Annotated in this window: 16 protein-coding genes and 1 riboswitch; of the genes, 4 read left to right on the top strand and 12 right to left on the bottom strand. The window is 46.1% G+C overall.

From position 1 onward, the window contains the following. Positions 1-26: 26 nt before the first annotated feature. Positions 27-1,472, bottom strand: a complete 1,446-nt coding sequence (gene ahcY / locus ICN21_RS07930) for an adenosylhomocysteinase (RefSeq protein ID WP_216178150.1) — start codon at positions 1,470-1,472, stop codon at positions 27-29. A 61-nt stretch (positions 1,473-1,533) separates the two neighbouring features. After that, positions 1,534-1,646: riboswitch (S-adenosyl-L-homocysteine riboswitch) on the bottom strand. Between the two features lie 86 nt (positions 1,647-1,732). Then, entirely contained in the window at positions 1,733-2,899 is a 1,167-nt protein-coding gene (gene metK / locus ICN21_RS07925) for a methionine adenosyltransferase (RefSeq protein WP_216178025.1), read from the bottom strand. A 217-nt stretch (positions 2,900-3,116) separates the two neighbouring features. On the opposite strand from metK, the gene ICN21_RS07920 reads away from it, so the two are divergent. The 3 genes from ICN21_RS07920 to dapF are packed head-to-tail and all read left to right on the top strand — an operon-like array spanning position 3,117 to position 5,793. Next, positions 3,117-3,962: a lipid A biosynthesis acyltransferase gene (locus tag ICN21_RS07920; protein WP_255534264.1), complete on the top strand. Its 846-nt coding sequence runs from the start codon at positions 3,117-3,119 to the stop codon at positions 3,960-3,962. Positions 3,963-3,981: 19 nt separating this feature from the next. Further along, positions 3,982-4,881, top strand: a complete 900-nt coding sequence (locus ICN21_RS07915) for a lipid A biosynthesis acyltransferase (RefSeq protein ID WP_216178024.1) — start codon at positions 3,982-3,984, stop codon at positions 4,879-4,881. A 57-nt stretch (positions 4,882-4,938) separates the two neighbouring features. After that, complete coding sequence (gene dapF, locus ICN21_RS07910; RefSeq protein ID WP_216178148.1) at positions 4,939-5,793, top strand: diaminopimelate epimerase; 855 nt, start codon at positions 4,939-4,941, stop codon at positions 5,791-5,793. Positions 5,794-5,810: 17 nt separating this feature from the next. Here the strand turns inward: dapF and pyrE are convergent, their stop codons facing one another. Beyond that, positions 5,811-6,479: an orotate phosphoribosyltransferase gene (gene pyrE, locus ICN21_RS07905; protein ID WP_216178023.1), complete on the bottom strand. Its 669-nt coding sequence runs from the start codon at positions 6,477-6,479 to the stop codon at positions 5,811-5,813. Between the two features lie 8 nt (positions 6,480-6,487). Here pyrE and ICN21_RS07900 point away from each other — a divergent pair, with 8 nt between their 5' ends. Beyond that, on the top strand, positions 6,488-7,270 hold the full coding sequence (locus ICN21_RS07900; RefSeq protein ID WP_216178022.1) for an exodeoxyribonuclease III: 783 nt from the start codon (positions 6,488-6,490) through the stop codon (positions 7,268-7,270). Positions 7,271-7,288: 18 nt separating this feature from the next. Here the strand turns inward: ICN21_RS07900 and ICN21_RS07895 are convergent, their stop codons facing one another. From ICN21_RS07895 to ICN21_RS07855, 9 genes are all read right to left on the bottom strand, one after another. Then, positions 7,289-8,608: an MFS transporter gene (locus ICN21_RS07895; RefSeq protein WP_216178021.1), complete on the bottom strand. Its 1,320-nt coding sequence runs from the start codon at positions 8,606-8,608 to the stop codon at positions 7,289-7,291. Positions 8,609-8,623: 15 nt separating this feature from the next. After that, a complete protein-coding gene (gene metW, locus ICN21_RS07890) occupies positions 8,624-9,214 on the bottom strand; it encodes a methionine biosynthesis protein MetW (RefSeq protein WP_215319270.1) in 591 nt (196 codons plus the stop codon). After that, a complete protein-coding gene (locus tag ICN21_RS07885) occupies positions 9,211-10,350 on the bottom strand; it encodes a homoserine O-acetyltransferase (protein WP_216178020.1) in 1,140 nt (379 codons plus the stop codon). The genes metW and ICN21_RS07885 overlap by 4 nt, the downstream gene beginning before the upstream one ends. Then, positions 10,347-10,997, bottom strand: a complete 651-nt coding sequence (slmA, locus tag ICN21_RS07880) for a nucleoid occlusion factor SlmA (RefSeq protein WP_215295990.1) — start codon at positions 10,995-10,997, stop codon at positions 10,347-10,349. Before slmA ends, ICN21_RS07885 begins: the two co-directional genes overlap by 4 nt. A 10-nt stretch (positions 10,998-11,007) precedes the next feature. Then, complete coding sequence (argB, locus tag ICN21_RS07875) at positions 11,008-11,910, bottom strand: acetylglutamate kinase (protein ID WP_215295991.1); 903 nt, start codon at positions 11,908-11,910, stop codon at positions 11,008-11,010. 12 nt (positions 11,911-11,922) lie between these two features. Then, the gene (gene dksA, locus ICN21_RS07870; protein ID WP_215297529.1) at positions 11,923-12,300 is read right to left on the bottom strand and encodes an RNA polymerase-binding protein DksA; all 378 of its coding nucleotides are present in this window, start codon (positions 12,298-12,300) and stop codon (positions 11,923-11,925) included. Between the two features lie 233 nt (positions 12,301-12,533). Next, positions 12,534-13,598: a GTP-binding protein gene (locus ICN21_RS07865; protein WP_216178019.1), complete on the bottom strand. Its 1,065-nt coding sequence runs from the start codon at positions 13,596-13,598 to the stop codon at positions 12,534-12,536. 69 nt (positions 13,599-13,667) lie between these two features. After that, positions 13,668-14,669: a tyrosine recombinase XerC gene (locus ICN21_RS07860; protein ID WP_215319275.1), complete on the bottom strand. Its 1,002-nt coding sequence runs from the start codon at positions 14,667-14,669 to the stop codon at positions 13,668-13,670. Further along, positions 14,650-15,324, bottom strand: a complete 675-nt coding sequence (locus ICN21_RS07855) for a DUF484 family protein (RefSeq protein WP_216178018.1) — start codon at positions 15,322-15,324, stop codon at positions 14,650-14,652. Before ICN21_RS07855 ends, ICN21_RS07860 begins: the two co-directional genes overlap by 20 nt. Positions 15,325-15,340 lie beyond the last annotated feature (16 nt).

The raw sequence follows: 15,340 nt of genomic DNA, 5'->3' as shown, positions 1-15,340 counted from the left end.
GCCTAGGTATCTATTAAATGAATGGATTAATAACGATAGTGGTCAGCCTTAAATGGGCCTTCCTTCGTTACACCAATGTAGGAAGCCTGCTGATCAGACAACACCGTTAACTCTGCATTGAGAGTCTTGAGCTGTAAACGTGCAACCTTCTCATCCAAATGCTTAGGCAATGTATATACACCGATTGGGTATTTATCTGTACCTACCGCATTCCACAATTCGATTTGCGCGATCACTTGGTTTGCAAATGATGAGCTCATGACATAAGAGGGATGTCCTGTGCCGCAACCTAGATTTACCAAACGGCCCTTGGCCAAAATGATGATGCGCTTTTCAGGTTGGCCATTGGCAGCCGGGAAAATCACATGGTCAACTTGTGGCTTGATCTCTTCCCATTTGTATTTTTCGATGCCGGCAACGTCGATCTCGTTATCAAAGTGGCCAATGTTACAAACGATCGCTTGATTCTTCATCTTCACCATATGGTCATGTGTAATCACATGGTAGTTACCTGTTGCAGAAACAAAGATATCTGCTTTGTCAGCAGCGTAATCCATGGTCACAACACGATAGCCTTCCATAGCTGCTTGTAATGCACAAATCGGATCCACTTCGGTAACCCAAACTTGAGCAGACAAAGCACGCAATGCTTGGGCCGAACCTTTGCCCACATCGCCATAACCACAAACTACTGCAACCTTACCGGCAACCATGACGTCGGTAGCACGCTTGATCGCATCAACTAAAGACTCGCGGCAACCATAGAGGTTGTCGAACTTGCTCTTGGTAACGGAGTCGTTCACGTTGATTGCAGGGAATTTCAAATCGCCCTTAGCAAACATTTGATACAGCCGATGTACACCTGTAGTCGTCTCTTCTGTAACGCCCTTTACTTTTTCCAAGCGCGTGGAATACCAAGTTGGATCTTGTGCCAATTTTTTCTTGATGGCAGAGAACAAAATGGTTTCTTCTTCGCTAGTGGGGTGATTCAAGCAAGCTTGATCTTTTTCAGCACGTGCGCCGAGGTGCAATAACAAAGTCGCATCGCCACCGTCATCCAAAATCATATTGGTATAACCGCCGTCAGCCCATTCAAAAATACGATGGGTGAAATCCCAATATTGCTCAAGGGTCTCACCCTTAATGGCATAGACTGGCGTGCCATTGGCAGCAATTGCAGCTGCAGCATGATCTTGTGTTGAGAAAATATTGCAAGAAGCCCATTGAACTTGGGCTCCGAGAGCCTCTAGGGTCTCAATCAATACTGCGGTTTGAATGGTCATGTGCAATGAACCAGTGATACGGGCACCGCGTAATGGCTGTTGCGCTGAAAACTCATCACGAATAGCGATCAAGCCAGGCATTTCAGTTTCAGCAATCGCAATTTCTTTACGGCCAAAGTCAGCTAAAGAAATATCGGCAATTGCGCAACGGGTGGCAACAAAATTATTTAAATCAGAAACGGTATTCATCAATGCTCCAGCTAAAAACGATCCAATGCTGGAGTGCAAACTCGCTAGCCGTTGAATCATGGGTTAGCGAGCGCAGTTGCAATAAGCAAATTCTGGAGGTTGCCCTAGAACTTACTCCCTCCAAGCCTGGGGAAATGCTGGATCTCAACATTCCTTGCAACGCTCCTTGAAGGTATGGAGAAATTGTAATCAATTTCTCCATATTTCGCCTCAATCCATCTATAAACTGCTTTTGAAGGCTTTCTAAGTAGCTTTAGTACTTATAGACCTGCAGCAGCACGTAATGCAGTGGCCTTATCAGTCTGTTCCCAAGTAAATTCCGGCTCTTCACGACCAAAGTGGCCGTAAGCAGCCGTCTTGCGATAGATTGGGCGCAAGAGGTTCAGCATTTTCACAATCCCTTTTGGACGCAAATCAAAGTGCTCAGATACTAATTGCGCAATCTTCTCATCAGAGATCTTGCCAGTGCCATAAGTACTCACCATCACTGAAGTTGGTTTTGCAACGCCAATAGCGTAAGAGATCTGGATCAAACACTTGCTTGCTAAACCGGCAGCAACGACGTTCTTAGCCACATAACGACCGGCATAGGCCGCAGAGCGATCAACCTTAGATGGATCTTTACCAGAGAATGCGCCACCACCGTGAGGGGCTGCACCGCCGTAGGTATCCACAATAATTTTGCGACCAGTTAAACCGCAATCGCCTTGTGGGCCACCAATAACGAAACGGCCAGTAGGATTGACCAAGAAATTAATCGCGCCTTTGATCAAATGCTTTGGCAATACTGGTTTGATGATTTCTTCGATGACTGCTTCACGCAATTTTTCAAGAGAAATATCTTCATCATGCTGAGTAGACAGTACAACCGTATCAATTGAGTCAGGCTTACCGTCCACATAACGTAATGTCACTTGTGACTTGGCATCTGGGCGCAACCATGTCAAACGGCCATCACGACGCAATTGAGATTGACGCTCAACCAAACGGTGTGATAAGTGAATTGGCAAAGGCATAAGCTCAGCCGTCTCATCACAAGCATAACCAAACATTAAGCCTTGATCGCCAGCGCCTTGATCTAAACCATCATCATGTGCCTTATCAACGCCTTGCGCAATATCTGGACTTTGCTTGTCATAAGCAACTAATACAGCGCATCCTTTGTAATCAATGCCGTAGGCGGTATTGTCGTAGCCAATTTCACGCAAAGTATTGCGAGCCACTTGAATGTAGTCAACGTTAGCGTTAGTAGTAATTTCACCAGCAAGCACTACTAAGCCGGTATTACACAAAGTTTCAGCGGCGACGCGTGCTGTTGGATCTTGGGCCAAAATGGCATCCAAAATCGAATCAGAAATTTGGTCTGCTACTTTATCGGGGTGGCCTTCAGAAACAGATTCTGAGGTGAAGAAGTAATCATTTGCCATTGCATATTCCTTTAAAAATTAACACGATCTGTAGGACAACTCGACGTGCCAGGAACTACAACGGCGACGCTTTAGCAGAATTTTTGAATCGCCCTGCAAGTTGTCTTAACTCGGCGATAACGTAATTCTATCTGAAAAGGGTGTAATCCATCAAGAGGCACTTAAATTTGGTCTCTACAGCCGCATTGAATATCATTGGAGGGTGCGAAAAATCCTTTTGAATTTCGGTCTCAACATCATCTCTGTGCTGCCCCTAGCAGTAGTGCAGGTATTTGGCGCAATTTTGGGTCTTTTGGCTTATTTGGGCTCAAAACAATATCGCTCATTATTTAAGCCTCAATACGAAGCTGTAGTGAATGCTCGCAAACTCCCTTTCAAACTCTGGGAAGCAGTGCGCGCATCGGGCATGCTGTTTTCAGATAGCCTGTGGATCTGGCGCAATCCCAAAAAAGCATTAGCAATCACCGCCGTGCACAACTGGAATGTCGTACAGGATGCCATGTCTGAAGGTAAGGGCATGATCATTCTCTGTCCACATCTAGGTGGCTTTGAAATCATTCCTCGCTATCTTGCAAACCATTACCCAGCAACCATCATGTACCGCCCATCTCGCCAAGAATGGCTTAATGAAGTTGTTGAGGCAGGTCGCGCCTTCCCTAACATGCATTTTGTCCCAACTAATCTCAACGGCGTCCGCCAAATGACGCGGGCGCTTTCCAAAGGAGAGGCAATCGCCATCCTTCCCGATCAGGTACCAAGCGGCGGTGATGGCATTTGGGCTCATTTTTTTGAACGTCCTGCCTACACAACCACCTTGCCAATTCGTCTTGCGAATCGCCACAACACTCCTGCAGTCATGTTTACAGCCAGAAGAAACTCGCTGGGCAAAGGATGGACGATTGACGCCAAACGTTTAGATCCGTTTTCAGACGATGCCAATATTGCGGTCAAAGAATTAAACACTTCGATTGAAAACGCGATTTTGGTTGCACCAGAACAATTTATTTGGTCTTACAACCGCTATAAGCATCCAGCCGGTGCAGAATTGCCGCCCAGCGTTTAATCAATTTATTATTTTTGAGATGACCTGGTTATCCAACCTCTTCAATTTCTTAGCGCTTAGCTTATTGCGCTTATTTGCCTTTCTGCCATACACCATCACGATTTATGTGGGCTATGGACTTGGTTGGTTGGCAGCCCATATACCCAATAGTCGCGCCCAGGTTGTTAAAACGAATTTGCGACTGTGTTTTCCCAATCTGAGCGAAGTGGAAATTGATCAACTTGCGCTGGAGCACTGGAAATTATTTGGTCGCAGCGTATTGGAGAGAAGCCGAATTTGGCTTGGCAGCGGCAATCAAATCACCGATATCGTCACGATAAATTCTACCATTACCTTGGGTGATCGCAAGCCACGCCTACTCATCAACCCCCACTTTGTTGGCCTTGAGGGTGGTTTTATGGCGCTCTCTGTACTGGCTAACCAGCATGATTGGCCAAGGGGTGCAGGCCTCTACCAAAATATGAAGAACCCTTTCTTCAATCAAAAAATGATTGAATGGAGAAATCGCTTTGGTGGCAAATCGATTGAAAGACAAAGTCGACTGCGCGATCTCATTCGTGAAATTCAGACAGGTAATTTTATTTTTATTGCTCCTGATATTGATTTGGGGCCAAGAGACTCAGTCTTTGTCCCTTTCTTCGGTATTCAAGCCAACACTATCACTTCCGTATCACGCCTTGCCAGGTTGAGCGGAGCCGAGGTGTGTTTAATGACCACTACGCTAAATCAAGATCGCAAAGGCTATACCTGCAATATCAGTGAACCTTTGCCCAACTTTCCAAGCGATGATGTAGAAAAAGATACAGCTCGTCTTAATCTATATATTGAAGAACTTGTTCGAGAAAGACCAGCAGAGTACTATTGGGTTCATAAACGCTTTAAGCATCGCCCTCCTGGTGAGGCTAGCCTTTACGATTAAAGAGATATTTTGAGCACCCATCAAGCCAACACTGGACGCAAACTTCGCTTCACCAAAATGCATGGTGCTGGTAATGACTTTATCGTGCTCAATGGCATCGATCAAGACCTCAGCGGCATCACATGCGAGCAGTGGCAATCACTAGCCCATCGTCAATTTGGCATTGGTGCTGATCAAATTCTCTTGGTGGAAAAAGCTACCAGACCCGATGCGGATTTTAAATATCGGATTTTTAATGCAGACGGTGGCGAAGTAGAGCAATGCGGCAATGGCTCGCGTTGTTTTGTGCGCTTCGTATTAGATCAAGGCTTATCCACTAAAAATCCTTTACGTGTCGAAGTTGCACACACTATTCTCTCGCTTAAATCTTATCCAGATGGGCAGGTTGAGGTAGATATGGGTGCACCAATTTTTGAGCCTAGCCAAATCCCATTTGATACCAACGGTTTAGCAAGCATGCAAGAGTTTCATGAAACGCTTTATGCCCTTCCCCTAGATCACCCTGCAACACACGATAGTTTTGTTGGTGTTGTATCTATGGGCAATCCCCATGCCGTACAAGTCGTAAGTGATATTGGTAGCGCACCTGTTCTTGAAGAAGGGCCCGAAATTGAAAAACACCCTGCGTTTCCAAAAAAGGTAAATGTGGGCTACATGCAGGCTGTTAATCGCAATGAAATTAAATTACGCGTATACGAACGTGGTGCAGGAGAAACTTTGGCCTGCGGTACTGGTGCTTGCGCAGCTGTAGTTTCGGGCATTCGCAGGGGTTTATTAGACTCGCCAGTGAAGGTTCATACCCGCGGTGGCGATCTTCAAATTGCCTGGGGCGGGATCGTCAATAACATTACTCAGCCCGTCATCATGACTGGACCAGCTGTTACCGTATTTGAAGGTGAAACAGAAATCTAAGCTAGCTTTCTGTTTTCTTAGATGCCGTATTTTTCGCGATAGGCTTTTACTGCCGGCAAATAATTTGTTAACTGAGCATCGCTTGAAGCAGTTAAGAAAGACATTAAGCCAGTCAAGTTCGCAATTGAAATGACTGGCAAGTTAAATTCTTGCTCAACCGCTTGCACCGCCGACTGATCGCCAAGCTCTGTTGCAGTTCCGGATCTTTCCATACGGTCTAAGGCAATCAAGACGGCCGCAGGTTCCGCTCCTGCTTTGCGAATAAGCTCTACGGACTCTCTGACAGAGGTGCCTGCAGAAATAACATCATCAACAATCACGACCCTGCCTTTCACTGGCGCACCCACCAATACCCCACCCTCACCATGATCTTTGGCTTCTTTGCGGTTATAGGCATAAGGCACATTAATCCCGTCGTCAGCCAAAGCAATTGCAGTAGCGGCTGCCAAAGTAATGCCTTTGTAGGCAGGGCCATAGAGCATGTCAAATGGAAGTTTGGATTCTTGCAGGGCCTTAGCGTAATAACGACCCAAGGCGCCTAAGCGAGTACCGTCATCAAATCCGCCCGCGTTAAAGAAATAAGGCGAGAGTCTACCGGCTTTAGTTTTAAACTCTCCGAAGGACAAAACCTTTGCCTCCAAGGCAAAACGAATAAAGTTATCTTGATTTGAATTATTTGAGCTCATAGGACTACATGTTACGCATCATTTCCGCGAACCTCAACGGTATCCGTTCTGCAGTCAAAAAAGGCTTTCTACCATGGGCTATGAAGCAAAAAGCAGATTTCATTTGCATGCAAGAGCTCAAGGCTCAGAAAGATGATCTAGAAGATGCCATCCTCAATCCTGACGGCATGCATGGCTTCTTTCATCATGCCGAGAAGAAAGGCTATAGTGGCTGCGGCATCTATACGCCTCATAAGCCTGATGAGGTTCTCTACGGCTATGGCAATGATGAGTTTGATGCTGAAGGGCGTTACGTAGAAGCCAGATACAAGGGGTTATCAGTAATCTCGGTTTATATGCCATCAGGCTCAAGCTCTCCCGAGCGTCAAGAAGCCAAATATCGTTACCTCGATAGCTTCTTACCTTACCTTATTAAACTCAAAAAATCCGGGAGAGAAATCGTACTCTGCGGCGACGTCAATATTGCACATCACGAGATCGATTTAAAAAACTGGAAAGGTAATGTTAAAAATTCTGGCTTCCTTCCAGAGGAGCGAGCGTGGCTCACTAATCTCTTTGACAAGATCGGTTATGTAGATGTGTATCGCAAACTAGAACCCAAAACCGGAGAGTCTTGCTACACCTGGTGGAGTAACCGCGGTCAAGCCTATGCTAAAAATGTGGGGTGGCGCATTGACTATCAGATCAGCACACCAGGCATTGCTACTACTGCCAAGAAAACAGCAGTCTATAAAGATGAGCGCTTTTCAGATCACGCCCCGCTGACGGTCGACTATGACTGGAAGCTTTAAGTATTAAAAAGAAGAAAATTACTCCCCATCTTTTTTAATCTGCACAACCTTAAAGTGAATCGTTGCCCAAATCAGAATGAGGACAGGGGCACCAATGATCGCAGTGCCATAGAAAAAAGCCTGGTACCCGAAGCTGTCAACAAATACACCCGAGAAGCCTGCAAGCCATTTAGGCAGCAACAACATCATCGAACTAAAGAGTGCGTATTGAGTAGCTGAATAACGAATATTTGTCAGCGATGATAAGAAAGCAATAAAGGCAGCGCTAGCAATACCCGAGCTTAAGTTATCAGCCGAGATTACCCAAATCAAACCATGTAAATCATGGCCTTGGGTGGCAAGCCAAGCAAACAGTAAATTGCTTACGGCAGACAGTACTGCCCCTAAAAACAAAATTCGTAAGACGCCAAATCGCAGAGTGAGGACGCCACCTACAAATGCACCAACTAAAGTCATCACGACACCAAACACTTTACTGACTGCCGCTACTTCATCTTTGGTATAGCCCATATCGACATAAAATGGATTAGCCATAATGCCCATTACGACATCGCTAATACGATAGATTGCGATGAGTGACAAAATCAAAATCGCATGCCAACGATAGCGGGTGATGAATTCTGCAAAAGGTTCTATCAAGGTTTGATAAAGCCATGCTTTAGCATTACGCGCTTTGGCTAATTCATAGCGTGCTGGCTCAGTACTTAATAGCGTAGTGAATACGCCAACACCAATGGAGGCGGCCATACAAAGATAAGCGAATTGCCAGGCACTAGCGTCATAACCACTGCCTGTTTCAGCTCTTGCAGCGAGCCACAATACGCCCGCACCCGCCCAAATCAACGCCAGTCGATAGCCTGTTTGGTAAGTAGCCGCCAAGGCGGCTTGATGATCACTATTAGCTGATTCAATGCGGAAAGCATCTAAAGCAATATCTTGAGTCGCCGAACCAAATGCCACGAGCAGTGCGCACCAAACAATGGAGTTCAGCGCCAGCCTGGGATCTAAAGAAGACATTCCTACAAGACCCAAAATAATGAGCGCTTGCGCAAAAAGCAACCAACTTCTTCTGCGCCCCAGCAACTTAGTCAAAAAAGGAATTTGCACACGATCCACTAATGGCGCCCAAACCCATTTGAATGCGTAGATCAAGCCAACCCAAGTGAGATATCCAATCGTGCTGCGATCAATGCCTGCTTCACGCAACCAAAAACTTAAAGTTCCTAGAATCAGTAAAAGAGGCAAGCCAGCGGAGAAGCCCAGAAACAGCATTCGCAAACATGGCCATTCGAGGTATACCCGAAAATCCTTTAGCCAAGATTGAACTGCACTTAACACCTTGGGATTATTACCCTATGCACGGCTGACACGAAATAAAGCCAAGCTGCCGAATAAATTTGGCATTAGAGTCACTTGTCGACCGTCATGCAAAATGCATTGATCAATCACTTTGAGACCAATACTAGAGGCTAACTTTTCAAAGTCAGCTACAGTTAACACCCGTACGTTCGGAGTGTTGTACCACTGGTAAGGCAAGCTCTTAGAAACAGGCATACGGCCCAAGCCAACTGCCAAGCGATGCGACCAATGGGCAAAATTCGGAAATGACACAATTGATTCTTTACCGACACGTACCACTTCACGCAAAATCTTTTCCGTTTGATGAATGGTTTGCACTGTCTGTGACAACACGACCGTATCAAAGCTGTTATCTTCAAAGAGCGCCAAACCGCCCTCTAAGTCTTGTTGAATAACGTTTAAACCTTTTTGCACGCAAGATAATACGCGTGCATCATCAATCTCTACACCATAAGCATGAACCGGTTTTTGCTTCTGCAAAAACTCTAAGAAACTACCGTCACCACAACCTAAGTCAAGCACCTGGCTATTAGGCGCAATCCAATTGGCTATAGCAGCAAAATCGGTACGCTGATTCATGGTCATGATTGAACCTCACGCATTTGCTTGAAATAAGCTCTCACCAAATTGTGATATCGCTGATCATCTAACAGGAAGGCATCATGGCCATGAGGTGCATCAATCTCGGCATAGGTCACTTCGCTCTTATTGCTTAAGAGAGATTGAACAATCTCGCGACTACGATTGGGCGGAAAGCGCCAATCGGTAGAAAAACTCACTACCAAAAATTTGGCTTGCACTTCGGCTAAGGCGCGATTCAAACTGCCATCGTAGCGACGCGAAGGATCAAAATAATCTAAAGCACGCGTGATCAACAAATAGGTATTGGCATCAAAGTAGGTAGAAAACTTATCCCCCTGATGACGCAAATAACTTTCAACCTCAAACTCAACATCAAAACTAAAGCGATAGTCGTTTGATTCCCCATGAGGGCGCTGTAACTCACGCCCAAATTTCTCGGCCATGTCATCATCAGATAAATAAGTGATGTGACCAACCATCCGCGCTAAACGCAAGCCCCGCTTGGGCACGACACCGTGCTCGTAATAATTACCACCATGAAAATCGGGATCAGACAGAATCGCATTTCGTGCCACCTCATTAAACGCAATGTTCTGAGCGCTTAACTTTGGAGTCGAAGCAATCACAACGCAGTGCTCAAGACGCTTAGGAAATTGAATGGCCCAAGCCATCGCCTGCATCCCGCCCAAACTTCCGCCCATGACTGCGGCAAACTTTCGAATACCCAACTTGTCTGCCAAACGCGCCTGGGTGTTTACCCAATCCTCAACAGTGACTACTGGAAAATCTGCACCATAAGGTTTACCAGTAGCTGGATTAATACTCATGGGACCGGTAGAGCCAAAGCAGGAGCCTAAATTATTGACACCAATTACAAAAAAATGATTTGTATCAACCGGCTTGCCGGGGCCAATCATGTTATCCCACCAACCAATATCCTTAGGATCGTCAGGACTTGGTCCCGCTACATGATGGGATGCATTGAGCGCATGGCAAATTAATACTGCATTAGTTTTATCAGCATTAAGCTTGCCGTAGGTCTCAATAACTAAGTCATAGCCAGACAATAAGGCACCACTCTGCAAAGGCAGGGGCTCGGCAAAATGAATGGTGTTTCTAGAGAGGTATAGCTCGCTCATTCTGACAAGAGCAGGCGCAAACTAACATCAGACGCATCCGTTGGCAATTTCTTAAAGCCGCTACGGGCAAATCGATGCCAACGACCTAAAACAAAACTCATCAACATCGCAGCACGAATGCTCACTTCTTCCTGGCCTAGTTGAGCCCATGTACCGCCCTGGGTTTGGGCAATACGCAAGGATTGCTTTAGCGATGCTTCTACGCGATCTAGCACTTGAGTAATGCGCTCTTGCAGTCGATCATCTTCTTGCAATAAAGCATCGCCCAATAAAACACGAGTCATTCCAGGATTTTTTTCAGCAAAGAATAAGAGCATTTGCAAAATACCACGCGCTTGAGCAAGTCCAGATTCTTCTTTTTGATTGATCTGATTGATCAAACCAAAAACAGTCTGCTCAATGAAAGAAATCAAGCCTTCAAACATCTGCGCTTTACTCGCAAAATGGCGGTACAGAGCCGCCTCAGAAACCTCTATCTTGGCAGCTAAAGCAGCAGTCGTTACGCGCTCACCCCGCGGGTTTTGCAACATTTCTGCAAGGACTTGAAGAATCTGTAGACGACGCTCGCCAGGACGTGGTCGCTTGCGTGTTTTACCAGCGTCAGTATGATTGCTGTCGATATCGGCTGGCTCTAGAGATTCACGCATGGCTATGTACTTATCTAGAACGAATCATCGTACCGAACGCTTGTTCAGTCAGAATTTCTAATAACAAAGAATGCTCAATTCGGCCATCAATGATGTGTACTGAGTTCACGCCACTTTTAGCTGCATCTAAAGCGGAAGAAATCTTTGGCAACATACCCCCAGAGATCGTGCCATCAGCAAATAAGGCATCAATTTCTCGTGCGGTTAAATCGGTTAATAACTTGCCACTCTTATCCATGACACCAGGAATATTAGTCATCATGACCAACTTCTCTGCATGAAGGATTTCAGCCATCTTGCCAGCCACTAAATCTGCATTAATGTTGAAAGCTTGACCTTCTGCACTAAAGCCAATCGGCGAAATCACCGGAATGAAAGCATCGTCCTGCAAAGCCTTCACTACTGCTGGATTAATCGCCTCAATCTCACCCACAAAACCGATGTCCACTTTTTTACCTGGCTCTGTTTCACTTGGAATCATCATTTTCTTGGCATGGATGAGTCCACCATCTTTGCCAGTCAAGCCAACCGCTTGTCCACCAAAGTGATTAATCAGCATCACGATATCTTGCTGAACCTCGCCACCAAGAACCCATTCCACGACTTCCATCGTTTCTTCGTCTGTGACACGCATACCTTGGATAAAGGTTCCTGCTTTACCAATTTTCTTCAATGCTTCATCAATTTGCGGCCCGCCACCATGAACCACCACAGGATTCATGCCGACTAACTTCAACAAAATAACGTCGCGGGCAAAACTTTCTTTAAGACGCTCCTCAACCATAGCATTGCCACCATACTTAATTACGATCGTCTTGCCGTGATACTGACGAATGTATGGCAGCGCTTCGGCAAGAATCTCCGCCTTTAATAAAGGCGGGATATCGCTTAGAGCAGGTAAATGCTTAGTCATTACAAATAGGATTTATTCGCCAAATAATTTTTGACGGAGTTCGCGACGCTCTTGAGCCTCAAGAGATAAATTGGCTGTAGGCCTTGCAATTAAACGGTTCAAGCCGATTGGCTCCCCCGTTTCTTCGCACCAACCATAGTCGCCAGACTCAATGCGTCCAAGCGCTTGTTCTACTTTTTTCAACAATTTGCGCTCACGATCACGGGTGCGTAATTCCAAGGCATGCTCTTCTTCGATAGTCGCGCGATCAGCTGGATCAGGAACCAGAATATTCTCACGCAAGTGCTCAGTGGTTTCAGATGCATTTTTTAAAATGTCTTCTTTGAGCGTAAGCAATTTTTGACGGAAAAAATCTAACTGGGCAGCGCTCATGTAGTCCTTGTCGGACATCTTGAGCAATTCTGCTTCTGTTAAAGGTGCGCCCTTGACTGCTTTAGCGCTAGTAGCTTTGCTGCTCGCTTTTGTAGCGCTTGCAGGTTTTGTTGCTGTTTTTACCGTCATCTCATTCTTTCCTAGATTTGAAGCATTATTGCCTCATTCTGCCAAACTTTTACAGTCCTTCAATCAATATTCTTGAATATTTACCAATCTTGACCATGGCGGCGGATTGTACCCGAATCTTTCTAGACCAAACATCCCTCAAGCCCAGCCAATAGAACGTCCTTAGGTAAATCAATGCCTATGAAGACCATCCGGGTTTGTTTAGGCTCAGCACCCCAAGGACCAGCCAAATCGCTGCCCATCATCTGATGAACGCCCTGGAACACTACTTTTCGATTGCTGCCCTTTACATAAAGCACGCCTTTATAACGCAGCATCTTTTCACCAAACACCTCCAAAATGCCTCCAAGGAAGTCTTCTAGCTTTTGGTGATCAAAGGGTTTATCACTACGAAAAACAAAGGATTGGATGCGATCTGTGTGGCCGGCATGGCCATGGTGGTGATGGTCATGACTATGGTCGTGGCCACAGGTACTGTGATCGTGGTCATGGGAGTGGTCATGTCCGCAATCGGCATGGTCGTGATCATCCTGCTCTAAGAAATGGGGGTCAATATTCAGCTTGGCATTGAGATTGAAGCCCTTGAGATCTAAGACGGCATTCAAAGGCACTACGCCCTTGGAAATAGCACTGATTGGGGCTCTAGGATTCATATGCATTAAGCGACCGCGCAGGGCCTCTACTTCAGCAGGAGAAACCAAGTCTGTCTTAGTAATAAAGATCTGATCTGCAAAGCCTACCTGGCGCTGAGCCTCTTCATGTTCGGTCAGTTGCTGCTGGCCATGCTTAGCGTCTACCAAAGTAACGACTGCGTCGAGTACATAGTGGTTAGCAACATCGTCATCCATAAAGAAGGTTTGCGCGACAGGGCCTGGATTAGCGACGCCCGTGGTTTCAATCACAACCCGGTCAAAACTAATCTTCTTATCTTTACGCTGCTCCCATAGCGCATTGAGGGCCTCAACAAGATCGCCACGAATCGTGCAGCAAATACAACCATTGCTCATTTGCACAATATTCTCTTCGTGATCTTGAACCAAGATGTCATTGTCAATATTCTCTTCGCCGAATTCATTCTCAATCACTGCAATTTTTTTGCCGTGATCTTCAGTGAGGATGTGTTTCAACAAAGTGGTTTTGCCGCTTCCCAAAAAGCCCGTCAATATGGTTACTGGAATTAATGCCATGAATGATCCAATCAAAATCGAGATGTAATGCTTTCCCAAAGTGGGAAACCCACTATATTACCGAGTTCCTCAGCCTTTACCAGCCTTTGCGCGAGGATGCGCTTTATCGTATGCCTGAGCTAGGTGTTGGAAATCTAAAGAGGTATAAATCTGAGTGCTAGCGATGCTGGCATGCCCAAGCATTTCTTGCACGGCACGCAAATCCTGCGAGGATTGCAAAACATGACTTGCAAAACTGTGGCGCATCATGTGAGGATGCACATGAGTTGGCAGCCCAGCCCGCATCGCTAGCATACGCAGGCGCGCTTGCACCGTGCGTGGCGATAAACGCTTACCAGTCGCAGATAAAAATAAGGCAATCGATTGCTCGGGATAAGAACCGGCATCACGTAGCTCTCGCCAAGAAAGTAGAGACTTCATTGCAGGCGAACCCACTGGCACAGAACGCCTTTTTCCACCTTTACCTAAAACTGTGACTTCAGCAGCATCCCAATCTAGCCAGCCGGCAGACTCATGCTGACGATCTTTGCTTGGCATCACATCGATACCCAATAATTCTGATAGCCGCAAGCCAGAGGAATACAGCAAATCAATGATGGCGGCATCTCTGACAGACTCCAGATCTTTTTTCTCGTCTGCTTCTTTGACGGCTTGATTTACCAGTGCAAGCGCTTGCTCAACTGATAAGGCCTTGGGTAAAGACTTCAAACGCTTAGGCGCCTTTACATCATCAACGGGATTTGCGATTAAATTGCTAGCCACTTTGCCCGCACGTGCATCACGCCGCGTATCTTTTTCAGTCAACCAGTCATACCAACCACGCCATGCTGACAGAGCACGAGCAATACTTCTAGAAGACTTTTCTTTGGAATGCAAACGACCAGCCCAGCGACGAATATGAGCATTACTCACTTTTAATAAATCAACAGAATCTTCAAGGGCAAAATTTTGCAGATCGCTGAGATCCATGCCATACGCTTTTAAGGTATGTTGAGAAAGTTGCCGCAACACATGTAACTCATGCAAATACTCTTGCATGAGGGGGTGGAGTTCAGTCAGCTTTAGCTTCATAAGCCTGGATGCGATCCAAAGCTGCAGCAGTGAGTTCTGCAATTTGACGCAAATAGAAAGCGCCCATGTCTGCAGTAAATCGTGTTTCATCATAGCTGGCTAACAGCAGTACTGCGGGAGATTGGCTTACCCCAATGCTCCTGCCCAGCGGTAAGCCGATTGCCACCATACTTTGCCACTCTGAACTTATCGTAGTTTGCGTTGCCAGCAAATCTACACTGGCCGCTGCCAACTCTTTTGCTGAGCCGCACAAGGGGGTATCAACCCAAGGACCAAATGCTGAATTGGGCGAAAGCAATTGTGCGGATTCCACCTCAAAGACTTCAGCCAAGCCCGTCGTAATAGCGCCTTCAATATCAGCCTTGTTATTGGCCTTCATCAAACGCAACAACCAAGCCACTAAACTTTGTTGCGTCTTATCGTTACGACTACCAAAGTGCAACATTTCGCTTAGACGACGATTGAGCTCTTGATTTTGGGTGCGCAATACGGTCATCTGACGCTCTTGTAAAGAGATCGTACGGTCCTCATGAGGATGTTTAATCCGAATCTCATTAAAGAGATTGGCATAGCGCTCAAAGAAACCGGGTGTTGCACGCAACCACTCGGCAACCAATTCTTCTTGCTCAATTTGCTTAGGATCAATCGCGCTCATCTATCTCTTTCTTGGC

Origin of the sequence: Polynucleobacter sp. AP-Feld-500C-C5, assembly GCF_018882265.1 — a bacterium.
Taxonomy (GTDB): Bacteria; Pseudomonadota; Gammaproteobacteria; order Burkholderiales; family Burkholderiaceae; genus Polynucleobacter.
This window is presented reverse-complemented; position numbering and strand designations above follow the sequence as displayed.